This is a genomic window from Microbacterium proteolyticum, from assembly GCF_014192415.1.
GTDB classification, from domain to species: Bacteria; Actinomycetota; Actinomycetes; order Actinomycetales; family Microbacteriaceae; genus Microbacterium; species Microbacterium proteolyticum.
In genome coordinates this window covers 909,075-934,620 of record NZ_JACHXY010000001.1, presented here as the reverse complement: position 1 = coordinate 934,620, position 25,546 = coordinate 909,075, and the positions used below count along the sequence as shown (strand labels likewise).

Annotated in this window: 25 protein-coding genes; 17 read left to right on the top strand and 8 right to left on the bottom strand. The window is 70.1% G+C overall.

Annotation, left to right across the window (positions count from 1 at the left end; translation table 11 throughout):
• Positions 1-4 precede the first annotated feature (4 nt).
• The 5 genes from FHS07_RS04350 to FHS07_RS04330 form a co-directional block, all read right to left on the bottom strand.
• The gene (locus FHS07_RS04350; RefSeq protein WP_183418634.1) at positions 5-988 is read right to left on the bottom strand and encodes a sugar-binding transcriptional regulator; all 984 of its coding nucleotides are present in this window, start codon (positions 986-988) and stop codon (positions 5-7) included.
• 127 nt (positions 989-1,115) lie between these two features.
• The gene (locus tag FHS07_RS04345; protein ID WP_183418633.1) at positions 1,116-2,165 is read right to left on the bottom strand and encodes an ABC transporter permease; all 1,050 of its coding nucleotides are present in this window, start codon (positions 2,163-2,165) and stop codon (positions 1,116-1,118) included.
• 17 nt (positions 2,166-2,182) lie between these two features.
• Positions 2,183-3,700, bottom strand: coding sequence for a sugar ABC transporter ATP-binding protein (locus FHS07_RS04340; RefSeq protein ID WP_183418632.1), 1,518 nt, complete (start codon positions 3,698-3,700; stop codon positions 2,183-2,185).
• Between the two features lie 55 nt (positions 3,701-3,755).
• Positions 3,756-4,748 (bottom strand): substrate-binding domain-containing protein, encoded by a 993-nt coding sequence (locus FHS07_RS04335; RefSeq protein ID WP_183418631.1) that lies wholly within the window; start codon positions 4,746-4,748, stop codon positions 3,756-3,758.
• Between the two features lie 64 nt (positions 4,749-4,812).
• Positions 4,813-5,817: a sugar-binding transcriptional regulator gene (locus FHS07_RS04330; RefSeq protein WP_183418630.1), complete on the bottom strand. Its 1,005-nt coding sequence runs from the start codon at positions 5,815-5,817 to the stop codon at positions 4,813-4,815.
• A 208-nt stretch (positions 5,818-6,025) separates the two neighbouring features.
• Here FHS07_RS04330 and FHS07_RS04325 point away from each other — a divergent pair, with 208 nt between their 5' ends.
• The 14 genes from FHS07_RS04325 to lysS all read left to right on the top strand — a co-directional run bounded on the left by FHS07_RS04325 (position 6,026) and on the right by lysS (position 20,625).
• The gene (locus tag FHS07_RS04325) at positions 6,026-7,669 is read left to right on the top strand and encodes an FAD-dependent oxidoreductase (protein ID WP_221189111.1); all 1,644 of its coding nucleotides are present in this window, start codon (positions 6,026-6,028) and stop codon (positions 7,667-7,669) included.
• An 11-nt stretch (positions 7,670-7,680) separates the two neighbouring features.
• Positions 7,681-9,342, top strand: coding sequence for an FGGY family carbohydrate kinase (locus FHS07_RS04320; RefSeq protein ID WP_183418628.1), 1,662 nt, complete (start codon positions 7,681-7,683; stop codon positions 9,340-9,342).
• Positions 9,343-9,351: 9 nt separating this feature from the next.
• Positions 9,352-9,903, top strand: coding sequence for a hypoxanthine phosphoribosyltransferase (hpt, locus tag FHS07_RS04315; RefSeq protein WP_183418627.1), 552 nt, complete (start codon positions 9,352-9,354; stop codon positions 9,901-9,903).
• A 147-nt stretch (positions 9,904-10,050) separates the two neighbouring features.
• Positions 10,051-12,051, top strand: coding sequence for an ATP-dependent zinc metalloprotease FtsH (ftsH, locus tag FHS07_RS04310; protein ID WP_183418626.1), 2,001 nt, complete (start codon positions 10,051-10,053; stop codon positions 12,049-12,051).
• Positions 12,052-12,057: 6 nt separating this feature from the next.
• Positions 12,058-12,645 (top strand): GTP cyclohydrolase I FolE, encoded by a 588-nt coding sequence (gene folE / locus FHS07_RS04305; protein WP_183418625.1) that lies wholly within the window; start codon positions 12,058-12,060, stop codon positions 12,643-12,645.
• Entirely contained in the window at positions 12,642-13,433 is a 792-nt protein-coding gene (gene folP / locus FHS07_RS04300) for a dihydropteroate synthase (RefSeq protein ID WP_183418624.1), read from the top strand. The genes folE and folP overlap by 4 nt, the downstream gene beginning before the upstream one ends.
• On the top strand, positions 13,433-13,801 hold the full coding sequence (folB, locus tag FHS07_RS04295) for a dihydroneopterin aldolase (protein WP_183418623.1): 369 nt from the start codon (positions 13,433-13,435) through the stop codon (positions 13,799-13,801). Before folP ends, folB begins: the two co-directional genes overlap by 1 nt.
• Positions 13,798-14,316, top strand: a complete 519-nt coding sequence (gene folK / locus FHS07_RS04290; RefSeq protein ID WP_183418622.1) for a 2-amino-4-hydroxy-6-hydroxymethyldihydropteridine diphosphokinase — start codon at positions 13,798-13,800, stop codon at positions 14,314-14,316. The genes folB and folK overlap by 4 nt, the downstream gene beginning before the upstream one ends.
• The gene (locus FHS07_RS04285; protein WP_183418621.1) at positions 14,313-14,798 is read left to right on the top strand and encodes a DUF3180 domain-containing protein; all 486 of its coding nucleotides are present in this window, start codon (positions 14,313-14,315) and stop codon (positions 14,796-14,798) included. Before folK ends, FHS07_RS04285 begins: the two co-directional genes overlap by 4 nt.
• 394 nt (positions 14,799-15,192) lie before the next feature.
• Positions 15,193-15,717 (top strand): PH domain-containing protein, encoded by a 525-nt coding sequence (locus FHS07_RS04280; RefSeq protein WP_183419398.1) that lies wholly within the window; start codon positions 15,193-15,195, stop codon positions 15,715-15,717.
• A gap of 170 nt (positions 15,718-15,887) precedes the next feature.
• Positions 15,888-17,357: a PH domain-containing protein gene (locus FHS07_RS04275; RefSeq protein WP_246383106.1), complete on the top strand. Its 1,470-nt coding sequence runs from the start codon at positions 15,888-15,890 to the stop codon at positions 17,355-17,357.
• Positions 17,354-18,073, top strand: a complete 720-nt coding sequence (locus FHS07_RS04270; RefSeq protein WP_183418619.1) for a DUF2520 domain-containing protein — start codon at positions 17,354-17,356, stop codon at positions 18,071-18,073. The genes FHS07_RS04275 and FHS07_RS04270 overlap by 4 nt, the downstream gene beginning before the upstream one ends.
• On the top strand, positions 18,070-18,924 hold the full coding sequence (gene panC / locus FHS07_RS04265) for a pantoate--beta-alanine ligase (RefSeq protein WP_183418618.1): 855 nt from the start codon (positions 18,070-18,072) through the stop codon (positions 18,922-18,924). Before FHS07_RS04270 ends, panC begins: the two co-directional genes overlap by 4 nt.
• A gap of 180 nt (positions 18,925-19,104) precedes the next feature.
• Positions 19,105-20,625, top strand: a complete 1,521-nt coding sequence (lysS, locus tag FHS07_RS04260; protein ID WP_183418617.1) for a lysine--tRNA ligase — start codon at positions 19,105-19,107, stop codon at positions 20,623-20,625.
• On the opposite strand, the gene FHS07_RS04255 is transcribed toward lysS, so the two are convergent.
• Positions 20,576-21,733 (bottom strand): DUF4192 family protein, encoded by a 1,158-nt coding sequence (locus tag FHS07_RS04255; protein ID WP_183418616.1) that lies wholly within the window; start codon positions 21,731-21,733, stop codon positions 20,576-20,578. The two genes, lysS and FHS07_RS04255, sit on opposite strands and share 50 nt — an antisense overlap.
• A gap of 133 nt (positions 21,734-21,866) precedes the next feature.
• Here FHS07_RS04255 and FHS07_RS04250 point away from each other — a divergent pair, with 133 nt between their 5' ends.
• The 3 genes from FHS07_RS04250 to FHS07_RS04240 all read left to right on the top strand — a co-directional run bounded on the left by FHS07_RS04250 (position 21,867) and on the right by FHS07_RS04240 (position 24,397).
• Positions 21,867-22,064, top strand: a complete 198-nt coding sequence (locus tag FHS07_RS04250) for a hypothetical protein (protein ID WP_183418615.1) — start codon at positions 21,867-21,869, stop codon at positions 22,062-22,064.
• A gap of 64 nt (positions 22,065-22,128) precedes the next feature.
• The gene (gene cls / locus FHS07_RS04245) at positions 22,129-23,595 is read left to right on the top strand and encodes a cardiolipin synthase (protein WP_183418614.1); all 1,467 of its coding nucleotides are present in this window, start codon (positions 22,129-22,131) and stop codon (positions 23,593-23,595) included.
• A 79-nt stretch (positions 23,596-23,674) separates the two neighbouring features.
• On the top strand, positions 23,675-24,397 hold the full coding sequence (locus FHS07_RS04240; RefSeq protein WP_183418613.1) for a hypothetical protein: 723 nt from the start codon (positions 23,675-23,677) through the stop codon (positions 24,395-24,397).
• A gap of 116 nt (positions 24,398-24,513) precedes the next feature.
• Here the strand turns inward: FHS07_RS04240 and FHS07_RS04235 are convergent, their stop codons facing one another.
• A complete protein-coding gene (locus FHS07_RS04235) occupies positions 24,514-24,747 on the bottom strand; it encodes a helix-turn-helix domain-containing protein (RefSeq protein ID WP_183418612.1) in 234 nt (77 codons plus the stop codon).
• Positions 24,744-25,370: a hypothetical protein gene (locus FHS07_RS04230; RefSeq protein WP_183418611.1), complete on the bottom strand. Its 627-nt coding sequence runs from the start codon at positions 25,368-25,370 to the stop codon at positions 24,744-24,746. The genes FHS07_RS04235 and FHS07_RS04230 overlap by 4 nt, the downstream gene beginning before the upstream one ends.
• Positions 25,371-25,546: the final 176 nt, after the last annotated feature.

Here is a 25,546-nt window from a genome sequence, read left to right as displayed (position 1 = left end):
CGGGTCAGCGCTTCGCGGGGCCCTGCTCGAGCAGGTACTGCGCGGACTCCTCGTCGGTCACGAGCACGTTGATCCAGCCGCCGCGCACGGCCGCCAGGAGCGCCTCGTGCTTGTCGGCGCCGCCCGAGACCCCGATGCGCCGCTCCGCGCGACTGAGCTGCTCGAGGCTCACCCCGATGACCAGGTCGTCGAGCTCACTGGGAACGGGGTTGCCGTCGGCATCCATGAAGTTGAGGTTGATCTCACCCACGGCGCCCTTCGCGCGTACGGCGTCGAACTGCTCCTGCGTGAAGAAGTTCTCCCCGCCCACCAAGGGCGGAACGATCGTGGCGTTGCCGATGCCGACGAGGGCGATATCGAGGTCGTCCATCGCGGCGAGGGCCCGTCGGGCGTGCGGGTCGTTCGAGAGGATGGCCTCGCGCACCTCGGGGGTGGAGACGACGCCGGGTACGCGCAGGAACAGCGGCTCGGCGTCGGTGAGCGACGCGAGGCGCTCGGTGGCGTTGGTGGCCTGGTGTTGGATGGTCGGCTGGCCGACGCCGCCCAGCAGCTCGATCACCGTTCGGGCCGACGAGTGCGGGAAGCTCGTGAGGTTCTCGACGAAGCGCCGCATCGACCGGCTCCACGAGGTGAAGCCGATGGCCTTGTCTCCGACCGGCAGCACCTGGAACACCCCCGCCAGAGCGATACCGAGCGTCTCCGTGCGCTGTTCACCGGTCTCACCCGAGGCGTCGACGACGTGCACCTCCCGCATGCCGAACATCTTCTCGACACCCTCTTCGAGGTCGGCATTCAGCCCCACCGGCGGCACGACGATGGTGCGGACGATGTTGGCCTCCTCGGCCGCGGACAGGAGTCGAGAGACGCGGGCCTGGGAGATGCCGAGCGTGCGGGCGATCTCCGTCTGCACGATCCCACGCGTGTGATAGAGGTGCGAGACCTTGGTCATCATGCGCAGATGCTCGAGCTCTTTGGGGTCGCGCGCCATCGTCTGCCTCCCGTAGCCGGACGGTTCCTGGAGGTCTACTCTGCCAGGCCGCCGGTGCGGGGCGGACACGCGAGAGCGGGACGGCGTGATCGCCGCCCCGCTCCTGATCGTCGTCATTCCGGCCCGATCAGCGTTCGCCCGATTGCGCTTTACGCGCCTGGCGATCCGTGAGCACCGCGGCGACGATCACCGCGCCGAGCACGACGGGCTGCAGGTTGGGGGAGACCCCGAGCAGCGAGAGGCCGTTGTTGAGCACGCCGATGATGAGCAGGCCGACGAACGTCCCGAGCAGCGACCCGGTGCCGCCGGCGAGACTGGCACCGCCGATGACGACGACGGCGATGACGTTCAACAGGTCGGCGGCGCCGGCCGTGGGCTGCGCCGAGTCCAGGCGCGAAGTGACGAGCAGTCCGCCGAGGGCGGCGAGCAGGCCTGCGAGCGTGTACACGACCAGCTTGGTGCGGCGTACCGGGATGCCGGAGAGGCGGGCGACCTCTTCGTTGCCGCCGATCGCGTACAGGGCGCGTCCGCCGGGTCGCAGACGCAGCCAGAAGGCGGCGAGCAGGAAGACCGCGAGCAGGATGAGGCCTTGCACCGGGATGCCGGCGATGCTCAGGCGCGTGAGCGAGACGAACCACTCGGGGAAGCCGTTGACGGTGTTGCCGCCGGTGATGAACACCGCGAGACCCGTCGCCGCGGACATCGTCGCCAGGGTCGCGATGAAGGGCTGGAGCCTTCCGACGGTGACCAGGATGCCGTTGAGCAGGCCGATCAGCGCACCCACGGCCAGACCCAGCACGAGGGCGAGTTCGAACGGCATTCCGGAGTACGAGAAGAGGTACCCCATCACCATCGAGCTGAGGGCGAGGGTGGCGCCCACCGACAGGTCGATGCCGCCGATGATGATGACCATCAGCGCGCCGACCGACATGATCCCCACGGCGGAGATCTGCGTGACGATGTTCAACAGGTTGCGCGACGTCAGGAAGTACGGCGACAGGATCGACAGCAGCACGAAGATGACGACGAGGCCGACGAGCGGGCCGGGGACGCGCCCCGCCCATTTCTTCCACGCGCGGGGTTCGCGGCGGTCGGCGGGCACTGTGCGCGCGGCGATGGTGGCGGGGCTCGCGGCGGTCGCTCCCGCGGCGGTGGTGGACGGGTCGGAAACGGTCATCGTCTCTGCTCCTCGGGTCAGATGTGCGTGGCGTCCGCGTGCTGCGGAAGGGCGAGGCGCATGACGGCCTCGGGGGTGGCGTCGGCCCGGTCGAGGATGCCCTGGGGGCGCCCCTCGGCCATGACCAGGACGCGATGGGAGAGTCCGAGCACTTCTTCGAGCTCGGAGGAGACGACGATGACGGCCACGCCGTCCTCGGCCAGCCGCCGGATGGCGGCGTAGATCGTCATCTTGGCGCCGACGTCCACGCCGCGCGTGGGCTCGTCGAGGATCAAGACCTTCGGCTGGTGGACGAGCCATTTGGCGAGCAGCACCTTCTGCTGGTTGCCGCCGGAGAGGTGGGCGACGGCCACGTCGGCCTGCCCGCGGATGTCGAGCTCCTCGCGGAAGCGGCGATAGGTCGCCGTCAGCGCGGAGCGGGTGACGATGCCCCGGCGCGACAGGTGGCGCTGCCAGGGGAGCGTCATGTTGTCCATGCTGTCGCGGGCCAGGAGAAGCCCCTGCGACTTGCGGTCTTCGGGGACCATCGCGATCCCGGCGCGGATCGCGTCCTGGGGAGATCGGATGACGGTGTCCTCGCCGTCGACGACGATGCGCCCCTCGGTCGCGCGATCGGCACCGGCGAGCGTGCGGACGACCTCGGTGCGGCCGGCGCCCACGAGCCCCGCGACGCCGAGGATCTCGCCCGCGCGCACCGCGAAGTCGATGCCTTCGAAGGCCCCGGTGCGGCCGAGCCCCGACACCTCGATGACCGTGCGGTTGCCCGCCTCGGGCGGGGTGCCGTGACCATAGGTGAAGTCGCGGCCGACCATGGCGCGCACGATCGCCTCCCGCGAGACGTCGCCGGTGTCCCATCGGGCGGCGAGATGTCCGTCGCGCAGGCACACGATGGCATCCGAGAGTCGGGTGATCTCCTCGATGCGGTGGGAGATGTAGACGATGCCGGCACCGCCCGCCTTCAGCGCCTCGATCTGATCGAACACGCGGGCGGTCTCGCTCTTGCCGAGCGATGCGGAGGGTTCGTCGAAGATGACGAACCGTGGCTTCCGGCTGAGCGCTCGGGCGATCTCGATCTCCTGCTGGGCGGCGATCGACAGCTCGTCGATGCGTTGCCGGGGATCGACGCGCGAGCCGAGACGCGCGAGCACGTCTGCGGCCTCTTCGTTCATGCGTGCGCGGTCCACACGTCCGCCGCGCATCGGGAGGCGTCCGATGAAGATGTTCTCGGCCACCGTGAGCTCGCGCACCATGCGGATCTCCTGGTGGATGAGCACCACGCCGGCCTTGAGCGCGTCGCCGGGCGAACGCGGCTCGTACGGGTCGCCGTCGATCGTCATGGAACCGCGGTCGGGCTGGACGAGGCCCGCGATCATGCCCGACGTCGTGGACTTGCCGGCACCGTTCTCGCCGACGAGGCCGACGACGCGACCCGGTACGAGGGCGATGTCGATGTCGTTGACGACGGTGACGCCGCCGTACTGCTTGGTGAGACCGGTGCAGACGAGGCCCGCGCCGGTGCGGGGTGATGCGGCCATGGTGCTCCCTGTGGTCGGGGCGGTGCAGCCGCGGCCGCACCGCCCCTCGGCGTGGTCAGTTGCGGGCGGCCTCGGGGCCGTAGAACTTGGTCGGGTCGTTCTCGGCCACGTTGTCGCCGGTGACGAGCACCGCGTCCTGGTACTGGTCCTGGGGCAGGTCGGCCCCGCCCTCGAGCAGCTGGATGGCGTTCTCGACCGCGAGCTTGCCCATCATGTAGGGCTGCTGCGCCATCGTCGCCTGGGTCAGTCCGTCGCTGATGGCGGTGAACATCGTGGGGAAGCCGTCGATGCCCGCGAAGACCATGCCCGTGCGACCGGCCTGTTGCGCGGCCTTCGCGGCGCCCAGGGCCATCGCGTCGCTCTCACCGAACACGGCCTTCAGCTCGGGGTGGGCGGTGAGGATGTTCTGCGTGGTGTCGAAGGCCTGGGTCTCGTCCCACCCGGCGCTCTCCCACTGCACGGCGTTGATGCCGGGGTTCTCGGCGAGCGCCTTCTTGCAGCCCTCGGTGCGCTGCAGCTCGGCGGTGGCGCCCAAGGGACCCTGGAGCACCGCGATGTCGCCCTCCCCGCCCATCTGCTCGAACATCCAGGTGCAGACGTCGTACGCGGCCTTGACGCTGTCGGTGGCGATGAAGGTGGAGATCTCGACGTCGTCGGTCTCGGGCTTCTGGTCGAGCGCGACGACCGGGACGCCCGCGTCGTTCGCCAAGCGCACGCCGGCGCCGGCGGCCGTGGCGTCCTGCGGGGTGTAGATGAGCACGCCCACCTGCTGGGTCAGCAGGTTCTGCACCTGGTTGACCTGACGGGTGGCGTCGTTGTCGGCCGACTCGAGGACGAGGGTGTACCCCGCTTCCTCGGCGGCAGCCTTCATGCCGTCGGCTGCAGCGATGTAGAACAGCGACTTCTGATCGGCGATCGAGACGCCGATGGTCTTGGACCCCGTCGGAGCGCCGCCGGCGTCGGTGGTGCTGCAGCCGGCGAGGCCGAGGGCGGCGACGGCGCCCGCGAGAAGCAGGACGGACGCGCGGCGGATGCGGGAGCTGTGCATGTGTTTCCCCTTTGAAACGAGTGCAGATCAATATTCGCCTACTGAATGGTGATGCACTCCGATGCTAGGAATGCCGGAGGTGGGTGTCAACCCCGTTCGGTCCGCAGGCGACGAGGTGTCGCGCGGTCGTCTCGTCGGTGACTAGCACGTCGATCCACCCGCCGCGCACGGCGGCGAGCACCGCCGCGTGCTTGCGGCGCCCGCCCGCGACGGCGATGCGCCGCTTCGCGCGGCGCAGTTGCGAGAGTTCCATTCCCAGCACGAGGTCCCCGAGCTCGACGGCCACGGGTTCGCCGGCGGCATCCAGGAACCTCAGACCGATCTCGCCGACGGCTCCCTGGGCGCGGGCCGAAGCGAACTGCGCGTCGGTGAAGAAGTTCTCGCCCGGGGTGAGCGGTTCCGACGCGCGCACCTCGCCGATGCCCACGAGCGCCAGGTCGAGGTCGTCCATCGCCCGCAGCGCGCGGCGTGCATGAGGGTCGCCCTCGAGGAGGGCGGCGCGCATGTCCGGCGTCGAGACGACGCCCGGCGCGCGCAGGAACACCGGATCGCCCCCGGTGGCGCGGGCGAACCGTTCGGTCGTCAGCGCGGCGCGGTGCTGCAGCGACGGTCGCCCCACATCTCCGAGCAGCTCGACGATGTGCCCGGCGTTGGCGCGGGGCAGGTCGGGGAGCGCGTCGACGGCGGCCTGAAGGGCACGCGACCATGACGTCAGCCCGATGGTGCGGCCGTCGATGGGCGCCAGTTGCAGCACCGGCACGAGAGCGCGCGCGAGCGCGGGGACGAGGTCGTCGCCGGAGCCGGCCTCCGTTTCGATGACGTGGACCTCGCGCAGGCCGAACGTCTCCTCGACCGCTTGCTCGAGGTCGTTGTGGAAGCCCGATGGGGGGACGACCACCGTGCGGGCGATGCCCTGTTCGCTCGCCGCGGTCAGCAGGCGCGATACTCCGGCCTGCGACAGTCCCAGCTCCTCCGCGATCTCGGTCTGCACCAGGCCACGCCGGTAGTAGAGGTGCGCCACCTTCGTCATCGCGCGGAGGGAGCCGGTGTCTTTGATCGTGGATGGCATGAGAGACCTCTCTCGTTCTGTCCGTCACTGCGCTCGCGCAGGCCGACGGCGTCGTTCCCGTCCTGTCCGCGGTCTGTCAGAATCGGCGTTCTCGGGTCCCGAAGCCCGATACCCGCTTCCCGTGTCGACGGCTGCGCGCTACGATAATGGAATCAGATTCAATGTGCGACTGAATATTCAGAGCACACCACGGTCAAGGGAGACATACGTGGACAACGCCGACCAGCCCACCTTCGACGTCGTCGTGATCGGCGCCGGCATCAACGGTCTCGGCATCGCCCGAGACGCCGCCGAGCGAGGCCTCTCCGTCGCGCTCGTCGAGCAGGAGGACGTCTGCGCGGGGGTCTCCGCCTGGTCGGGACGACTCGTCCACGGCGGCCTGCGCTACCTCGAACGCGGCGACGTGCGGCTCGTGCGCGAATCGCTGCGCGAACGCGAACTGCTGTTCAAGGTGGCCCCGCACCTGGTGAAGCCCGTGCGCCTGATCATGCCGTTCTACGCCCGCAACACCCGCCCGTCATGGATGATCCGACTGGGGATGCTGGCCTACGACGTGCTCTCGGTCGACAAGTCGGTCTCGTGGCACCGCATCCTCTCGACCACGGCCGTCCGACGACGCTTCACCGGCATGTCTCGCGAGGGCCTCAGCGGCGCCGCGCTGTTCACCGACGGCCAGGTCGAATACGCCGAGCGCCTGTGCGTCGAACTCGCCGTCGCCGCCGTCGACGCCGGTGCGCGGCTGTTCCTCCACACCCGCGCGGTCGGGGTGCTGGGCTCCGGCAAAGAGATCACCGGTGTGCGTGTGCGCCACGCCGACGGCACCATGCGCGACATCTCCGCCACCCTCACGATCAACGCGGGAGGTCCCTGGGTGGATGCCGTCCTGCGCGGCGAGTCGGCGACATCCACCCTCCCGTCCATCCCGTCGCCACGTCTCATCGGCGGCGCGAAGGGCAGCCACATCATCGTCGACGCCTTCCCCGGCGCGCCCGATGACGTCGTCTACTACGAGTCGCAGACCGACGGTCGCCTCGTGCTGGTGATCCCGTGGATGGGGCGCTACCTCATCGGGTGCACCGACACGAAGTTCGAACTCGACCCCGACGAGGCCCGCGCCGAGTCCGACGAGATCGACTACCTGCTGACCGAGACCAACGCGCTCGTGCCCGGGGCCGACCTCACCGTCGACGATGTCCTCTACACCTACAGCGGCGTACGCCCCCTGCCCTACGCACCCGACATCCCCGAGTGGAAGGTGCCGCGCAGTCACATCGTGCGCGACCACGTCAAGGACGGCTACCCCGGTCTGCTCTCCATCGTCGGCGGCAAGCTCACCACGTACCGCCAGCTCGCCGAGGACGCCGTCGACAGGGCCGTCAAGATCCTCGGCGCGGGCCTGAAGCATCCCGTGAGCAAGTTCCAGCCGTTCCCGGGTGCCCGGACGGCCGACATGGTGGACTTCGAGGCGAGTGTCCTGTCGACGACCCTCGTGCGCCGCGACACCGCCGAACGGCTGTGGGACCTCTACGGCACGCGCGCCGAGCGGGTGCTCGACCTCGTGCGAGAACGTCCCGAGCTCGCTGAGCGCTTCGACCCCGAGTCGCCCGCGATCGCGGCCGAGTTGATCTTCGCCATGCGTCACGAGTTCGCCGAGACGATCACCGACGTGTTCGCCCGGCGGCTGCTGCTCGCATTCGAACCGACCCACGGCATCCGCGGCGTCGAGCGCGCCGCCGACATCCTCGCCGACCTCGGGGGCTGGGATGCCGGTCGACGCGATGCCGAGATCTCCGGCTACCGGCGCTGGCTCGACCACCTGCGGGTGCCCGCGCGCACCGCGCAGCCCGCGTGAGGAGCCGGAGCATGACGTCGTCCGGATACGTGCTCGCCCTCGACGAGGGCTCGAGCAGCGCCCGCGCCGTGCTCATCGATACCCAGGGCACGATCGTCGGGGAGGCGTCGGCGAGCATCGAGGCGTCCTTCCCGCACGAGGGGTGGGTCGAGCTCGACCCCCTCGACCTGTGGGAGGCGCCGCGCTCGGCGATCATCGCCGCCCTCGCCCGCGCCCGGATCGACGGATCGCAGATCGTCGCGGTGGGGGTCACCTCGCACCGCGAGACGATCGTCATGTGGGACCGGCGCACCGGTCTCCCCGTCTACAACGCGATCATGTGGATGTCGAAGCAGACCGACGGCATCGTGCAGGAGTGGTCGGATCGGGGACTCGACGGCGAATTCCGCACCCGCACGGGCGTGCGCAACGATTCCTTCTTCTCCGCCGCCAAGGTGGCGTGGCTGTTGCGTCACGTGGACGGCGTGCGAGAACGCGCGGATCGCGGCGAGCTGGCGATCGGCACGCCCGAGACGTGGCTGCTGTGGAACCTCACGGGAGGCGCGGTGCACCGCACCGAGCCGGGCGCCGCATCGCGCACGGGATTGATGTCGCTGGAGCGTGCGACCTGGGACGAGGAGTTCTGCGCCATCCTCGACATCCCGACGAGCCTGCTGCCCGAGATCGTGCCGTCGGCGGGATGGTTCGGCGACGTCGCGCCGGGGGTCATCCCCGGCGCCGAGGGGCGCACGATCCCCATCCTCGCCGTGCTCGGCGATCAGCAGGCGGGGCTCTTCGGAGAAGCCTGTCTCGAGACCGGCGGCGCGAAGAACACCTTCGGAACCGCGGGTGTGCTCACCGTCAACGTCGGCGGGGCGCCCCGGACGCTCCCGGGCATGTGCAGCAGCGTCGCCTGGCAGTTCGGCGACACCCTCACGTACGAGGCCGAGGGCGTCGTCTTCCACAGCGGACAGACCATCCAGTGGCTCCGCGACCGTCTCGGCATCCTCCCGGGCGCCGCGGCGAGCGAGCGCCTGGCCGAGAGCGTGCCCGACAGCGGCGGCGTGTACCTGGTCCCCGCTTTCGCGGGGTTGTTCGACCCGCACTGGGACCGCAACGCCCGCGGTGGGATCGTCGGCCTGACCCTGGAATCCACGGCGGCGCACGTCGTCCGTGCGGGTCTCGAGGCCATGGCGTTCCAGACCCGCGACAACGTCGACAATCTGCGTCGCAACGGCGTGTCGATCCCTCTGCTCAAGGTCGACGGCGGGGCGACGCGCAACAACCTGCTGTGTCAGTTCCAGGCCGACATCCTCGGCATCCCGGTGGCACGTCCGAAGGGACTGGAACGTACCGCGCTCGGGATCGGGCATCTGGCCGGCTCCGCGGCCGGTCTGTGGCGACGCGACGAGATCATCGATCGGTGGCACCTCGAGCGCGTGTTCGAGCCCCGGATGCCGCACGACGAGCGCGAGGAGCGCTACCAGGGGTGGATGGATGCCATCGCCTCGGTGCGCAGCCTCCCGCCCCGCCGTCCGGGCGGGTACGCCTCGGCCGCGCCGCGCAGCGGAGCGGGGGCGCCCCCTCCGCCCGCGGCGACGACCGGTGCCACGGTACCTGCGGCCCCTCCCCGGACGCCGCCCGTCGCGGTTTCTGCCTCCGTCCCCGGCGAGGCCGCCTTCTCGGCTGCGTAGACTCGTCGAATGCGCGCGGCCGACATCTCCGACGACATCAGCGAAGTCCTCCTCACCGAGGAGCAGATCCACGAGAAGCTCGCCGAACTGGCGACACAAGTGGTCACCGATTACGAGGGCCGCGAGGTCGTGCTCGTGGGCGTGCTCAAGGGCGCCGTCATGGTCATGGCCGACTTCGCGCGGCACCTCCCCGTGCACGTGTCGATGGACTGGATGGCGGTGTCGTCGTACGGCGCGAGCACCCGCTCCAGCGGCGTGGTGCAGATCCGCAAAGATCTCGACACCGACATCACCGGTAAGCACGTGCTCATCGTGGAAGACATCATCGACTCCGGTCTGACCCTCAGCTGGCTGCTGGAGAACTTCGCCTCCCGCGGTGCGGCGTCGGTCGAGGTGCTGGCACTGCTGCGCAAGCCGGATGCCATGAAGGTGCATGTCGACTGCCGGTACGTGGGCTTCGACATCCCCAACGACTTCGTGATCGGCTACGGGCTCGACTACGCCGAGCGTTACCGCAACCTCCGCGACGTCGCGGTGCTCGCGCCCCACGTCTACTCCTGACCCCGCGGTCTCTGCGTGACGCGGATGCCGCGGCATCCGCGTCCTGTACGCCCAAAACGAACGCACAGGCTCGGCATAGTCGCCGCACGTTAGCCTGATGCGACCGCATTTCTGCGGAGGATCACGAAAGGGCCGGGATCGCCCACCATGAATTTCAAGAAGATCACGCGCAATCCGATCATCTACGTTCTGTTGGTCGTTCTGCTTCTGATCATCGGTTTCTCCCTCATCTCCAACCTCACCGGTGCCCGTCAGGTATCGACGAAGGAGGGTCTGGAGCTGCTCAAGGGCAGCACCGTGACCAAGGTGGTGACGAACGATCCTGATCAGCGCGTCGATCTGACGTTGTCGGAGCCCTTCGAGGGCGCGGACGCGGTGCAGTTCTACTACGGTCAGGCCCGCGCCACGGAGGTCGCCGACGCCATCGACGCCGCGGCCCCGGCCGACGGTTTCAACGACGTCGTGCCCCGCGCCAGCTGGTTCGACGGCTTCCTCGGACTCATGCTTCCGCTCGTGCTCCTCGGCCTGCTGTTCTGGTGGCTGCTCTCCAGCGCCCAGGGCGGGGGCAGCAAGGTGATGCAGTTCGGAAAATCGCGGGCCAAGCTCGTCACCAAAGAGACGCCGACCGTCACCTTCCAAGACGTCGCCGGCTCCGACGAGGCCATCGAAGAGCTCGAAGAGATCAAAGAGTTCCTCAAGGACCCGAAGAAGTTCGAAGAGGTCGGCGCCCGCATCCCGAAGGGCGTGCTGCTGTACGGCCCTCCCGGAACCGGTAAGACCCTGCTCGCCCGCGCCGTCGCGGGTGAGGCTGGCGTGCCGTTCTATTCCATCTCGGGTTCGGACTTCGTGGAGATGTTCGTCGGTGTCGGTGCGAGCCGCGTGCGCGACCTCTTCAACCAGGCCAAAGAGAGCTCCCCGGCCATCATCTTCATCGACGAGATCGATGCCGTCGGTCGCCACCGCGGCGCCGGAATGGGCGGCGGTCACGACGAGCGCGAGCAGACGCTGAACCAGATGCTCGTCGAGATGGACGGCTTCGACCCCAAGGTCAACGTCATCGTCATCGCCGCGACCAACCGTCCCGACATCCTCGACCCCGCACTCCTGCGCCCGGGTCGTTTCGACCGCCAGATCGGCGTCGACGCCCCCGACCTGAAGGGTCGCCAGCGCATCCTCGAGGTGCACGGTCGCGGCAAGCCGCTGTCGGACTCCGTCGACCTCGAGGTCGTCGCCCGCAAGACCCCCGGCTTCACCGGTGCCGATCTCGCCAACGTGCTGAACGAGGCGGCGCTGCTCACCGCGCGCTCGAACGCGCAGCTCATCGACAACCGCGCCCTCGACGAGGCCATCGACCGCGTCATCGCCGGTCCCCAGCGGCGGACGCGCGTGATGAAAGACAAAGAGAAGCTCATCACGGCGTACCACGAGGGCGGACACGCGCTCGCGGCGGCGGCGATGAACCACACCGACCCCGTCACGAAGGTCACGATCCTCCCGCGCGGCAAGGCGCTGGGGTACACGATGGTGCTGCCGCTCGACGACAAGTACTCCATCACCCGCAACGAACTGCAGGACCAGCTGACGTACGCCATGGGCGGCCGTGTGGCGGAGGAGATCGTCTTCCACGACCCCACCACCGGTGCCTCGAACGACATCGAGAAGGCGACGAGCATCGCCCGCAAGATGGTCACCGAGTACGGCATGACGAACGAGGTCGGCCCGGTCAAGCTCGGTTCCTCCTCGGGCGAGGTCTTCATGGGCCGCGACATGGGCCACGGCCGCGACTTCTCGGAGCGCATCGCCGAGCGCGTCGACGCGCAGGTGCGCGCGCTCATCGAGCAGGCGCACAACGAGGCCTACCAGGTCATCAACGACAACCGCGAGGTGCTCGACCGGCTCGCGCTGGCACTGCTCGAGAAAGAGACGCTCGATCACAACGAGCTCGCCGAGATCTTCACCGACGTCAAGCGCCTCACCCCGCGCCCGCAGTGGCTGTCGTCGGGCGATCGTCCCGTCTCGACCCAGCCGCCGGTGAACGTCCCCCGCCGGGGGACGGCCGGAATCGCCGCATCCACCGAAGCCGAGGCGCAGACGCAGACGCAGGCGCAGCCCCGTCCGAGCGGACAGACGCGCCCGGCCACCGCCTGAGGCGCCGTGGCCGTCGATCGAGAACGGGTCGCAGCGCTCGTCCGCGAGCTGCTGGAGGCGATCGGGGAGAACCCCGATCGCCCCGGTCTGCGTCAGACCCCGACCCGCGTCGCAGACTCCTGGGCCGAGTTCTTCGGGGGAGTGGGCGAGGATGCCGGAGCGCCGCTGCGACACACCATCTCGGTGTCGCGGGGACCGGCGCCCGACACCTTGCCCTCCGGGGCCGTCATGGTGCGCGACATCGCCTTCCGCTCGATGTGCGAACACCACCTCCTGCCCTTCCGGGGACGCGCGCACGTCGCGTACCTCCCCGGCGAGGAGGTCGTCGGTCTCGGAGCGCTGCCGCGCGTCATCGACGTGCTCGCCGCCCGCCCGCAGGTGCAGGAGCGGCTCGGTGAGCAGATCGCGGATGCCATCGATACGGCCCTGGATGCCCGCGGGGTGCTCGTCGTGCTCGACGCCGCGCACGAGTGCGTGACCATGCGCGGCGGTCGGCAGCCCGATGCCTCGACGGTGACGATCGCGGCTCGCGGTGCTTACATGGAACCCGCCGCGCGCGCCGAGCTCATCGCCCTCATCGGGGCGCACGCGTGACCCTCGTCATGGGGATCGTCAACGTCACCCCCGACTCCTTCAGCGACGGCGGCCGCTACCTCGACCCCGACGTCGCGATCGCCCACGCGCGCTTCCTCCGCGACCAGGGCGCCGACCTGCTCGACGTCGGCGGCGAGTCCACGCGGCCCGGAGCCGATCGGGTGGCAGCCCGCGTCGAACAGCAGCGGGTGCTGCCCGTCGTCGAGGCGCTGGCATCCGAGGGGTCGTTCGTCAGCATCGACACCATGAACGCGACCACCGCCGTCGCCGCCGTCCGCGCCGGTGCGCGGCTGGTGAACGACGTCTCGGGCGGTCTCGCCGACCCCGACATGCTCGCCGCCGTCGCCGAGACCGAGGCTGACATCGCTCTCGGCCACTGGCGCGGACCGTCGATCGAGATGTACGCGCACGCCGATTACCTCGACGTGGGGCGCGAGGTCGCCACCGAGCTCGAGGCCCGCGCGGTCGCCGCCGTCGCCGCGGGGATCGACCCCTCGCGCATCGTCGTCGACCCCGGCATCGGGTTCGGCAAGCGCGGGGCGCAGAACTGGCAGACGCTCCGCGCGCTCCCCGAGCTCGGCGGGCTGGGGTACCGCGTGCTGGTGGGGACGAGTCGTAAGCGGTTCCTCGCCGATCCCCTGGGCGACGACCCTGATCTTGCCCGCCGCGACCTCGCCACCGCCGTCACCAGCGCCCTCGCCGCCCGGTCCGGCGCCTGGGCCGTGCGCGTGCACGACGTCGCGACCACCCGCGACGCGCTCGCCGTCGCCCGCGCCTGGGAGGCCTGATGGATGCCGTCGACCACATCACCCTGACGGGGGTGCGCGCCTTCGGGTACCACGGCGTGTACGCCGACGAGAAGCGCGAGGGCCAGGAGTTCGTCGTCGACGCGGTGCTCGCCCTGTCGTTGCGGCGTGCGGCCGAGACCGACGACGTGGTCGACACCGTGCACTACGGCGAGCTCGCCGAACGCCTCGTCGCCGTCGTTGCGGGGGAGCCCGTCGATCTGCTCGAGACGCTCGCCCAGCGCCTCGCCGACGACGTCCTGCGCGATGGCCGCGTCGACCGGGTGACCATCACCGTGCACAAGCCGCAGGCGCCCATCACCGTGCCGTTCGGCGACGTCGCCGTTACCATCACGCGAGGCCGTTCATGAGCGTGCGGCTGGCCCACGGCATGGGCGAGGCGCCACGGGCGATGCCGGTGGAGGCGGTCGTCGCGCTGGGCGCCAACCTCGGCCGGCGGGCCGAGACGCTGGCCGCGGCCGTCGACGAGCTGACCCGTTTGACCCTGACGAGCGACGTGCGCGTGTCGGAGCCGATCGAGACCGTCGCGGTGACCGTCGACGGCGAGGACGAAGACGCGCCGCGTTATCTCAACGCCGTCGCGGTCCTTCGGACGCGCCTCGCCCCCGCCGAACTGCTCGCGTCGTTGCACCGCATCGAGGCGCGGCACGGACGCGAGAGGCGCGAGCGCTGGGGTGATCGCACCCTCGATCTCGACCTCATCACCTACGGCGATGAGAGGATCGACCGCGACGACCTCGTCGTGCCGCACCCCCGGGCCCACGAGCGCGAGTTCGTGCTCGCGCCGTGGGCGCAGCTCGATCCGGATGCCGAGATCCCCGGGCGCGGACGCGTCACCGACCTGCTGGAAAGGCTCCGACGATGAGACGCACGGGAGTCGGCATCCTCACCATCGCCGTCGTCATCGGCGGGGCGGTCGGCTTCATCCTCGACACGATGCTGACCGCGATGGGACGTGCGACGTTCTCTCCGGCGGCGAGCCTGCCGACGATCCTGGCGCTGCTCGGTGCCGTGATCGTCGCCCTGGCGGTGCCGGTGTGGCGCGCGACCCGCAGCCGCGGCACTCGGCGCGTCAACCCCTTCCAGGCCCTGCGCATCGCGATGCTGGCGAAAGCGTCGTCGTTGCTGGGTGCCGTGTCGTTCGGATTCTCGCTCGGTCTGATCGTGTTCTTGACGACGAGACCCGTGACGCCGTCGCTAGGCTCGATGGGAACGATCGTCGCGACGCTCGTGTGCGCAGTCGTCCTCGTCGTCGCGGGACTCGTTGCCGAGCAGCTGTGCACCATCCGGAAGGACGACGATGACGACACCGCCGGAAACACCCCGACCGGACCCGTCCAGGCCTGACGGCCCGGCCCGGCCCCTCGACGAGGGTGCGGGGCCGATCCCGTCGGAGCCCGTCGAGGGCGCGCGGTTCACCGCGCCAGAGCCCGTCGAGGGCGCGGGGTTGATCCCGTCGGAGCCCGTCGAGCGCGTGCGCCCGGCTGAGGGTGAGCGTCTTCCCGCACCACCGGTGAGCGGAGGGTTGCGTCGCGATCGCGCGCCTCGTGGGCCGGAGACGGGCATGCCGTCGGAGGAGCAGGCTCGGATCGAGCCCGGGCGCGAGTTCGGGGACGAGACGACGGTCGACACCGGCGCCCGCGACGGCGACTCGCCCGACGTCTCGGGTCCGCTCGCTCCGCCGCGCGCGCACGACAGCGGGGCGACGAGCGAACCGAGCGTTCATGACGAGAGCGCCGTCCTGAGCGCACGCACGTACGACCGCATCCTCGAGCCGCGTTCGCAGCGCCGTCTGCCCCTCGGCGACGGGACGTGGTACCAGCTCGCCCGCGCCTACGTGCGTGTCCAGCTCATCTCCCAGGGCGTCTTCTTCCTGCTGGTGGCCGCCGTCGCCGTCGCGGTGCAGGTGATCACCGGGGTGCAGTGGCAGTGGATCCCCGCGGGGATCATCCTCGCCGTGACCCTGTTCGGGCTCGTCATCACGCCGCGGCAGGCCCGGTCGTTCGGATACCAGTTGCGGCGCGACGACCTCGTATTCCGCCGCGGCATCCTGTGGCAGCGGGTCGTGGCCGTCCCTTACGGGCGCATGCAGCTCGTCGACATCACCCACGGCCCCCTGGACCGCGGTTTCGGCATCGCCCAGCTCAAGCTCGTCACCGCGGCCGCCTCCACCGGGGTCACCATCCCGGGCCTCACGCAGGAGGCTGCGGAGCACCTGCGCGACACGCTCGTCGCGGTGGCCGAGACGCGGCGGACGGGTCTGTGAGCGACGCGGACACGTCCGGCGGTGCGCGGGCGGCGGACCCGGCTGGCCGTGGGCCGGAGCCAGATGCCGATCGCGTTCCCGAGGCGAGCCGTGCCGCGCCGACCGCCCGTCCGGCGGTGCGGTCGCCGTACAGCGACGGAGAATGGCATCGGCTGCATCCGCTCACCCCCTTGCTGCGCGGAGGCTTGACGCTCCTCGTCATCATCGGTGTGATCGTGGCGAACCTCCGCGAGCGACTGGTCGAGCTGCTGTTCCCCGTCTTCACCGACCTTCCGCCGGGCGAACTGCCGCCGGATCCGGTCGACTTCCTGTTCGCGAACAACCTGATCCTCATCGCCGGCGGCGCGACGCTGGCGCTGCTCATCGTGCTGCTGGTGCTCTTCCGGCTGTCGTGGCGGTTCCACACCCTGCGGATCGGTGACGACGACGTCGAGGTGCGCTCGGGGGTGTTGTTCCGCACCCACCGCCGCGCACCCCTCGACCGCGTCCAGGGTGTCAACCTGACGCGCCCCATGATCGCCCGGCTCCTGGGCCTCGCGAAGCTGGAGGTCGTCGGCGCTGGTCTGGATGCCAACGTCAAGCTCGAGTACCTGTCGGGAAAGGATGCCGACGCCATCCGCGGCGACATCCTCCGCCTCGCGTCGGGGCGCCGCCTCGCCGCCGGGCAGGTGCCCGAGAACGAGCGGTCATCGCTTGCGCGCCAGGCCGCGTCGGCGGTGGGCTCGGGCCTGCAGGGTCTCGTCGACGGGGAGGACTTCTCCGACTCCGAACCCGAGAGCATCGTGCGCATCCCGGTCGGCCGGCTCGTCGCATCCCGGGTGCTGAGCGGTTCGACGGTGTTCCTCATCGCCCTCGTCGTCGGCATCGTCGTGGCGGCATCGCTGTCGACGCTGTGGCTGCTGTTCACGGTCGTTCCCATGTTCCTCGCGTTCGGTGCCTACTACGTTCGATCCGTCGCGCGCGGTCTGCGGTACTCGATCGCGCCGACGCCCGACGGCGTCCGAGTCACTTTCGGGCTGTTCACCACCGTCTCCGAGATCGTGCCGCCCGGTCGCGTGCACGCCATCGAGGTGCGACAACCCCTGATGTGGCGGCCCTTCGGGTGGTGGACCGTGTCGGTGAACCGCCTATCGGGCCGGTCGTCGACCGACTCGAGCACCGATCAGTTGGCCGCCGTGCTGCCCATCGGCACGCGCGACGATGTCGAGCGCGTGCTGGAGATCCTCGCACCGGCCCTCACGGGCGCCGAGTGGACGAGCGTCTTCCGCGACGGCATCCTGGGTCCCGTGGAGGACGACCCCTACGTGACGACCCCGGCGCGCGCACGCTGGCTGCGGCCCCTGTCGTGGCGGCGCAACGGCGTGCTGCTGACCGACGACGCCCTCCTCATGCGGCGGGGGTGGGTGTGGCGGTCGCTGAGCATCCTGCCGCTGGCACGCCTCCAGTCGATCGGCCTGGAGCAGGGTCCGCTGGCGCGGGCGTTCGGCGCGGCGACGCTCACGGGCCACGTGATCGCCGGCGCGGTGCAGACGTCGGTCGGCGCCCTCGACCGTGACGATGCGGTGCGCATGTTCGAGCGCACGGCGCACGGGAGCGTCGCGGCGGCAGCGATCGACCGCAGTCACCGGTGGGCCGGATGAGCGGCCGCGACGGACGCCTCGGCGTGGGAGTCATCGGCGCCGGGCGCGTGGGTCCCGTCCTCGCCGCCGCGCTCGCCGGTGCCGGGCACGCCCTCACCGGCATCACCTCCGGTTCCGACGACGACCGGGTCGAGGCGATCCTCCCCGGCCTGCCCGTCCTCACCGCGGACGAAGTCGTGCGACGCAGCGAGCTGGTCGTGATCGCCGTGCCGCACGACCAACTGTCGGCGCTCGTCACGGGCCTCGCCGGGGTGGGCGCCTGGCAGCCGGGCCAGCTCGTGCTGCACACCGACGCCGCATACGGCGCCCGCGTCCTCGACCCGGCCGCGCGGCTCGGTGCCATCCCCCTCGCGATCCACCCCGCGATCGCTTTCACCGGGACATCGTCGATCGACCTTCGGCAGTTGGCGCAGGCGTACGCCGCGGTCACGGCCCCGGCGCCCGTCCTGCCCATCGCGCAGGCGCTGGCCGTCGAACTCGGATGCGAACCGGTGGTGGTCGCCGAAGACGATCGCGCGGCGTACGCGGAGGCGATCGCCACCGCGACGGAGTTCTCGCGATCCATCGTGCGCCAGTCCTCGGAGATGCTCGCGCGCGTCGGGGTCGACAACCCCGGCGGGTACCTGTCGGCGCTCGTGCGGTCGAGCGTCGACCAGGCACTCGTCGAGGGCTCGGGACATCGCACCCTCGACGACGACGCTACGATCGACGGATGATCCGCACCCTCGAGGATCTGCGCACCCGACTCGGCGACGTCCGAGGCGCAGATCGGTCGTCCGGCGGCCCCCGTGTCGCACTCGTTTCGACCCTGGGAGCCCTGCACGACGGCCACGTCGACCTCATCCATGAAGCCCGCCGGCGCGCCGACGTCGTGGTGGTGTCGACCTTCGTCAACCCGCTGCGCTTCCGCACCGCCGACGAGACGGCCTCCTACCCGCGGTCGCCCGAGGCCGACGAGCGGGTCCTCCGCGACCTGGGTGTCGACGTCGTGTTCGCGCCCTCCGTGGAGGAGTTCCTGCCCGCCGGCACCGCGACGACCCGCGTGTCCGCGGGAGACGTCGGGCTGCGATACGAGGGCCGGGTGCGCCCGTTCTACTTCGACGGTGTGCTGACCGTCGAGGCGAAGTTGTTCAACCTGATCCGCCCCGACGTCGCCGTCTACGGCGAGCGCGACCTTCAGCGCGCGTTCCTGGTGCAGCGCATGGTGCGCGACCTCGACTTCGGCCTCGAGATCGCGACGGTGCCCACGGTCCGCACCGATGACGGGCTGCCGGTGTCCAGCCGTATCGCCCTCCTGGAGGCTGCGGATCGTCGCGCTGCGGCGAAGCTGCCCCGCGCGCTGGAGGCAGCGGCGTCCAACTCCGACCTGGGGGTCGACGCGTGCATCGCCGCCGCCCAGTCGGCGCTGATGGGCGAACAGCGCATCGCCCTGGAGTACCTCAGCGTGGTCGACCCCGCCACCTTCCTGCCCGTCGACGAGGGGCACCGTGGTCGCGCCCTGGCACTCATCGCCGCGACGGTGGGTGGGCACCGCTTCATCGACAACGCCGAGATCTCGCTGCGCTGACACGGCCGCCCAGGGCGTTCGTGGGTGCGACGGCCGTTCGCGAGGAGTGGGCAGCGGCCCGCTTCCTCCCGCGTCGGCCGGCCGCCGCGTGCGGAGTTCCCCCCGAGGGCGGTGCCCGACGTCGATCTGAGGCTCGCGATCACGGCGAATAGACTGGGGACGACCCCGAGGAGCCTCCCGATGACCGACGCGCCCGCGAACGACGCCGCCGAACCCACCGAAGACGAGGTCTTCGAGCAGAAGGCGGTGCGCCTGGCCAAACGCGAGCGCCTGCTCGCCGAGCGCACCGACGCCGCGGGCGGGCCGTACCCGGTCGCCGTGCCCGTCACCACGACCATCCCGGCACTGCGCGGCCGCTTCGGCGATCTCGAGGCGGGCGCCGAGACCGGCGAGACCGCCGGTGTCGCGGGGCGCGTGGTATTCAGCCGCAACACCGGCAAACTGTGCTTCGCATCGCTGCAGGCCGGCGACGGGAGCCGCGTCCAGGCCATGGTCTCGCTGGCGAGTGTCGGCGACGATTCTCTGCAGGCGTGGAAGGAGCTCGTCGACCTGGGCGACCACGTCTACGTCTCGGGCGAGGTGATCTCCAGCCGCCGCGGCGAGCTGTCGATCATGGTGGCCGAGTGGAGCATCGCGTCGAAGGCCGTGCTTCCCCTCCCCAATCTCCACGGCGATCTGAGCGAGGAGAGCCGCGTCCGCAGCCGCTTCCTCGACCTCATCGTGCGCGACCGTGCCCGCGAGACCGTCCTGGCGCGCGCGAAGGTCAACCAGAGCCTGCGCCGCACGTTCACCGAGCGCGAGTTCGTCGAGGTCGAAACGCCGATGCTGCAGGTGCAGCACGGCGGCGCGAGCGCGCGCCCCTTCACCACCCACTCCAACGCGTTCGACACCGAGCTGTACCTGCGCATCGCGCCCGAACTGTTCCTGAAGCGCGCGGTCGTGGGCGGCATCGACCGGGTGTACGAGATCAACCGCAACTTCCGCAACGAGGGCGCCGACTCCACGCACAGCCCCGAGTTCGCGATGCTCGAGGCTTATCAGGCCTACACCGACTACAACGGCATCGCCGATCTCACGCAGACCCTGATCCAGGATGCCGCGATCGCCGTCGCCGGCTCCACCACGGTCACGTGGGCCGACGGAACCGAGTACGACCTCGGGGGTGAGTGGGACCGCATCTCGATGTACGACTCGCTGTCGGCCGCGGCGGGCCGCTCGATCACGCCCGAGACGACGCTCGACGCGTTGCGCTCGCTGGGTGCCGAGCACGAGGTGGACGCCCCGCCGCACGAGACCCACGGCAAATGGGTCGAAGAGCTGTGGGAGCACTTCGTCAAGCCGAGTCTGACCCGGCCCACCTTCGTGATGGACTTCCCCCTCGACACCAGCCCGCTCGTGCGCGAGCACCGTTCGATCGCCGGTGTCGTGGAGAAGTGGGATCTGTACGTGCGCGGGTTCGAGCTGGCGACCGGCTACTCGGAGCTCGTCGACCCGGTGATCCAGCGTCATCGTTTCACCGAGCAGGCCAAGCTCGCCGCCCGCGGCGACGACGAGGCCATGCCCATCGACGAGGAGTTCCTGCGTGCCCTCGAGCACGGCATGCCCCCCACCGGTGGCATGGGAATGGGCATCGATCGGCTGCTCATGGCGATCACCGGACTCGGGATCCGCGAGACGATCCTCTTCCCGCTGGTGAAGTAGACCGCTCGAACACCCACTCGGGCAGGCGGCCGGCGTCGAGCATGGTACGCATGATCTCGCTGAGCCCGTGCGTCCCATCGATCGCGAGGGCCGCATCCGCGTAGAACGCGGCGTGCGTGGATCGCCCGGACGCCCACGCGAGCCACGCGCATGCCGCGAGCGCTCCGGGTCGGCGTTCGGGGCCGACCAGGGAGGCGACGCGCCGGCACAGCTCGAGCCCCGCGCGCAGCCGAGCCGGATCGGGCTTCGCGCCCTCGCCCCACAGCGGGCGGGCGAGGTCTTCGGGCATCGGCTCGCCGCCCCGGAAAGCGGTCTGCGCGCGGAACACCGCGTCGCCGGTCGCCAGGTCGCCGGTCCACTGCATCAGGGCGACGTCGCGCAGTGCGGGCCGCTCCAGACAGAACGCGAGGGCCGCGATCCGCGTCATGTCCACCTGCTCCGTCGGTCGCGCGATGGTGCTCTCGAACAATCCGGGCGGGTCGGCGATCTCCGCCGCCACGGCGTCGGCCGCGGTGCGCCGCGCGGGCGAGAGGCGGCGCCGGTCGCGCGATCGTCTCAACGCGTGCTCCACGTCGACCAGGAGCTGTTCGAGGAGCCGCGAGTCGTCCGCGGACACGGCGGGCAGGCGGGCGGCGGCGAGGTGGTCGCCGCTGACGTCGTGATCGAGCCCCTCGAAGGCGGCATCCCGGATCTCGGTGAGCGGACGCGGCCCCGCCGACGGCTCGAGGTAGCTCGCCCAGCCGTCTGAGCCCACGACGAGCGCGTCGACAATGCGAAGGCCGCAGATGTCGGCGCGGGCGCGCACGGCGTCCACGAGCCCGGTGTGCGGTGCGCCGGCCCCGCTCGTCACGGGGCTGTCGGTGTACACCGCGATCGCGACGGCGTCGGTGCGGGTCACCTTGCAGGCCATGCCGACGACGGTCGAGGCGACCCCCTCTTCGGTGGGGTCATCGCCCTGCGGGGGCAGATCGACGCGCATCGCGCCGAGCGAACGCCCGCCATCGAAGGGGACGACGACGAGGCTGCGACGCGGGGTGCATTCGAGCAGGTGCGGGACGAGGGCGAGGAAGGCGGGCGACGAAGTGGCTCGCAGGACGGTGGTGGTCATGCGTCGAGGGTGGCTGTCGCGGGCCGTCTCGTTCCGAGCGGATTCGCTCGATCGTGGATCATTCCGTGCATCCGTCACGTGGGGAGGAGGCGCGGGCGGGCGTTCGCCCAGCCGCCGCGGGTATTCTCGGAGCATGGACGAGACCTGGACCGCTGTGCTGTGGGCGATCCTGCCGACGATCGTCGTGTCGTTCGTCTTCTTCTTCATCCTCCGCAACGTCATCCGCATGGACCGCACCGAGCGCAGGGCCTACGCGCGCATCGAGGCGCAGGAGCGGGCCAAGCGCGGTCTCCCGCCGGTGGCGTCAACGGGCGACGGCCCCGCGAACTGAGGTCCGACAGACCGCTGTCGGCGGTCATCGCTACGCTGGGTCCACAACCCGTCCAGGAGGACCCGTGATCAACGCCTCGTTCGACGCGAGCTGGCTCGTCATCACGCTGTTCGTCGTCGACCTGGTCGTGCGTATCGCCGCGGTCATCATCGTGCCCCGCAACCGCCGTCCCACTGCGGCGATGGCCTGGCTCCTGGCGATCTACTTCATCCCGTTCGTCGGTGTCTTCCTCTTCCTGCTCATCGGCAATCCGCGTCTTCCGCGGAAGCGGCGGCGCAAACAGACGGCGATCAACGAGTACATCCACGACACCAGCGCGTCGCTCGAGTTCGGAACGCTCCGACCCCACGCGCCGCACTGGTTCCGCGCCCTCGTTCAGCTCAATCGCAACCTGGGCGCCATGCCGATCGCGGGCGACAACGCCGCCACCCTCATCGCCGATTATCAGCAGAGCCTGGACGCCATGGCCGAGGCGATCAGGCAGGCCACCCGTTACGTGCACGTCGAGTTCTACATCCTGCAGTCCGACGACGCCACCGACAATTTCTTCCGCGCGCTCGAAGAGGCCGCCCAGCGCGGTGTGGTCGTACGGGTCCTGCTCGATCACTGGGCGAACCGGGGCAAGCCGTTCTACAGGCAGACCCTGCGCCGCCTCGATGCGATGGGGGCTCACTGGCACCTCATGCTCCCGGTCCAGCCGTTGCGGGGGCGGTGGCAGCGGCCCGACCTGCGCAACCACCGCAAGCTGCTCGTCATCGACGGAGAAGTGGCCTATATGGGCTCGCAGAACGTCACCGACTCCTCCTACAACCTGCGCAAGAACATCCGCCGCGGGCTGCACTGGGTCGACCTCATGGTTCGCGTCGAGGGTCCCGTCGTCGCCAGCATCAATGCGGTCTTCCTCTCCGATTGGTACAGCGAGACCGACGAGACCCTGGCCGACGAGATCGACCTGTTCAGCGTGACCTCCGGCCCGGGCGACCTGGATTGCCAGATCGTGCCGTCGGGTCCGGGCTTCGACTTCCAGAACAACCTCAAGCTGTTCCTCGGCCTGCTCTTCGCCGCGCGGGAACGCATCATCATCGTCAGCCCGTACTTCGTGCCCGACGAGGCGCTGCTCCTCGCCATCACCACCGCGTGCCAGCGCGGCGTGCACGTGGAACTCTTCGTATCGGAAGAGGGCGACCAGGCCATGGTCTACCACGCCCAGCGCAGCTACTACGAGGCGCTGCTGCGCGCCGGCGTCGTCATCTGGATGTACCGGAAGCCCTTCATCCTGCACAGCAAGAGCGTCACCATCGATGACGAGGTCGCCGTGATCGGCTCGAGCAACATGGACATGCGTTCCTTCGGTCTGAACCTCGAGGTGTCGATGCTCGTTCGTGGCGAGGAGTTCGCCCGCGACATGCGAGCCGTCGAAGACCGCTACCGGGAGTTGAGCCGTCAGCTCACGATCGAGGAGTGGCGCCGCCAGCCCCTGCGCTCGACGATCCTCGACAACCTGGCTCGCCTCACGTCCGCGCTGCAATGACGCGACGCGGTGTTTCGCCGCCGGCATCCAGGAAGCTTCGCCATCATGGGTCGGAAGCGAACCGACCCCGGAGGTTTCCATGTCTCGCCGTCGTCTGACCCTCATCGGCCTGCTCGGTGCGGGCGTGCTCACCGCCGGTGCCCTGACCGGTTGCGCCTCGGGCGCGGCGTCAGCGCCCTCGTCGTCTTTGCCGTCGGAAGCCGCCACCGCGGTACCCGCGGGCGAGGTCGGGGCCGCGTGGGTGGATGCGGGCCGATCGATCGCGGTGGTCACGTATGGAAGTTCGTCGTGCGTCCCCACCGTCGGGGGAGATCCGCAGATCGCCGACGGGGCCCTCACGGTCGATCTCGTCGATCCGTCGCAGGGTCCCTGCACGCGTGACATGGCACCCCGCGCCACCCTGGTGGGGCTTCCGGCGGGAACAGATCCGAGCGCCGACCTCGCCGTGCGGGTGACGGGAGCCGCCGACGGCGAGACGCTGCTCGCCGGGTTGACGGACGTGCCCACGGCCTCCGAGGACCTTGCGCCGAGCGCCGGCTGGGTGAGCTCATCGCTCGTCGCGATCGTCACCTACGGCAGTTCCAGCTGTGTTCCGACCGTCGAGTCGGTGAGCGCCGACGGGGACGATGTGGCGGTGCAGTTCGCGACGCCCCCCGCCGACCAGGTCTGCACGATGGACTTCGTCCCGCGCGTGACGCTGGCCGACGTGGGCGCCGAGGCCGGCGATGGTCCGGTGTCGCTGATCCTCTCCGGCGGAAACGTCCAGGCGCCCGATCCCATCGCGGTGCTCGGTAGCCGCTGACGCGGAGACCTGGGAGTCCGACCGACCTCGTCCCCGTGCTCGGCAGCCGCTGACGCGGAGACCTCGACGCTCGACCGACCTCGTCCCCGTGTTCGGCTGCGGCTGACGGGGAGACGTCAGCGCTCGACCACGAGGAGGTCGCCGACCTCGCACTCCAGCACGCGACAGATCGCCGCGAGCGTGGAGTAGCGGATCGCGCGGGCGCGGTCGTTCTTCAGCACCGACAGGTTCACCACCGAGACCCCGACCAGTTCGCTGAGGCGGGTGAGCGTCAGACCCCGCGCCTCGAGGAGCTCATCGAGGCGGCAGTGGATGCCGGTGGGCCCGTCCTCCGCGGTCGCCGGGGTCATACGAGACCTTCGGTGTCGCGCTGAAAACGGTCGCCGACAGCGAAGACGGTGCTCGACAGGCCCGCGACGAAGCCGATCGCGATGAGGACGGGCAGATCGATCTGCTGAGTGAGCCCACGGTCGTACGTACGCTCGGACAGCAAGGCCAGCGCGCCATTGGCCACCATGTTGTGGAAGAAGGGGACGCCGAAGGCTCCCACCAGCGCGACGGCTCCCACGGACGTGACAAGGACGGTGTGGCGGCGGCTGAAGATGTGCCCGCGCAGGATGCCGACGCACAGCACGAGCAGCAGGACGACCACCGTGACGACCGTTGCGGCGAAGATGCCCTCGCCCAGGAAGAGTGCCCAGAGGGAGGCGAGCGGCAACGACGGGGCGGTGACCACGGCGCCGGTCAGCTCGACGGGCACGCCGGCGCCGTCGGGACCGATGGGGGCCTGCGCGACGGTGTCGAGGAACTCGATCGGCACGCGCACGTCGCGGTTTCCGACCGCCGCGACGATGTTGCCGATGCTGCGGATGACCGCCCATGCGGCGATCGCTATTCCCGCGACGATGAAGAGCAGGAAGCTCCAGGTGTCGCCACGGGAGAGGGTGCGAGAGGTGGATCGGGGGGATGCCATGATCGCTCCTTATCGATGATCGTTGTTATCGGTGATCGATAATGTAACGACTATCGATAGGTCCCGCAAGACCGGCCGCAGTCGCGGTATGCCCACGGCGAACACGCGTCCCTGGCCTCCGGCCGCTGGTTACTCTCGATGTACGGCGCGCGGAGGCGTGCCTGTCAGCCCATTTC

Excerpts from the sequence above, each read along its gene's own strand:
- FHS07_RS04285 (WP_183418621.1), top strand. The coding sequence starts at position 14,313 with ATGAGACGCACGGGAGTCGGCATCCTCACCATCGCCGTCGTCATCGGC.
- FHS07_RS04320 (WP_183418628.1), top strand. The coding sequence starts at position 7,681 with ATGACGTCGTCCGGATACGTGCTCGCCCTCGACGAGGGCTCGAGCAGC.
- FHS07_RS04250 (WP_183418615.1), top strand. The coding sequence starts at position 21,867 with ATGGACGAGACCTGGACCGCTGTGCTGTGGGCGATCCTGCCGACGATC.
- hpt (WP_183418627.1), top strand. The coding sequence starts at position 9,352 with ATGCGCGCGGCCGACATCTCCGACGACATCAGCGAAGTCCTCCTCACC.
- lysS (WP_183418617.1), top strand. The coding sequence starts at position 19,105 with ATGACCGACGCGCCCGCGAACGACGCCGCCGAACCCACCGAAGACGAG.
- FHS07_RS04235 (WP_183418612.1), bottom strand. The coding sequence starts at position 24,747 with ATGACCCCGGCGACCGCGGAGGACGGGCCCACCGGCATCCACTGCCGC.
- FHS07_RS04255 (WP_183418616.1), bottom strand. The coding sequence starts at position 21,733 with ATGACCACCACCGTCCTGCGAGCCACTTCGTCGCCCGCCTTCCTCGCC.
- FHS07_RS04350 (WP_183418634.1), bottom strand. The coding sequence starts at position 988 with ATGGCGCGCGACCCCAAAGAGCTCGAGCATCTGCGCATGATGACCAAG.
- folB (WP_183418623.1), top strand. The coding sequence starts at position 13,433 with ATGGATGCCGTCGACCACATCACCCTGACGGGGGTGCGCGCCTTCGGG.
- FHS07_RS04335 (WP_183418631.1), bottom strand. The coding sequence starts at position 4,748 with ATGCACAGCTCCCGCATCCGCCGCGCGTCCGTCCTGCTTCTCGCGGGC.
- ftsH (WP_183418626.1), top strand. The coding sequence starts at position 10,051 with ATGAATTTCAAGAAGATCACGCGCAATCCGATCATCTACGTTCTGTTG.
- FHS07_RS04345 (WP_183418633.1), bottom strand. The coding sequence starts at position 2,165 with ATGACCGTTTCCGACCCGTCCACCACCGCCGCGGGAGCGACCGCCGCG.
- FHS07_RS04340 (WP_183418632.1), bottom strand. The coding sequence starts at position 3,700 with ATGGCCGCATCACCCCGCACCGGCGCGGGCCTCGTCTGCACCGGTCTC.
- folK (WP_183418622.1), top strand. The coding sequence starts at position 13,798 with ATGAGCGTGCGGCTGGCCCACGGCATGGGCGAGGCGCCACGGGCGATG.
- panC (WP_183418618.1), top strand. The coding sequence starts at position 18,070 with ATGATCCGCACCCTCGAGGATCTGCGCACCCGACTCGGCGACGTCCGA.
- FHS07_RS04330 (WP_183418630.1), bottom strand. The coding sequence starts at position 5,817 with ATGCCATCCACGATCAAAGACACCGGCTCCCTCCGCGCGATGACGAAG.
- FHS07_RS04270 (WP_183418619.1), top strand. The coding sequence starts at position 17,354 with ATGAGCGGCCGCGACGGACGCCTCGGCGTGGGAGTCATCGGCGCCGGG.
- FHS07_RS04240 (WP_183418613.1), top strand. The coding sequence starts at position 23,675 with ATGTCTCGCCGTCGTCTGACCCTCATCGGCCTGCTCGGTGCGGGCGTG.
- FHS07_RS04230 (WP_183418611.1), bottom strand. The coding sequence starts at position 25,370 with ATGGCATCCCCCCGATCCACCTCTCGCACCCTCTCCCGTGGCGACACC.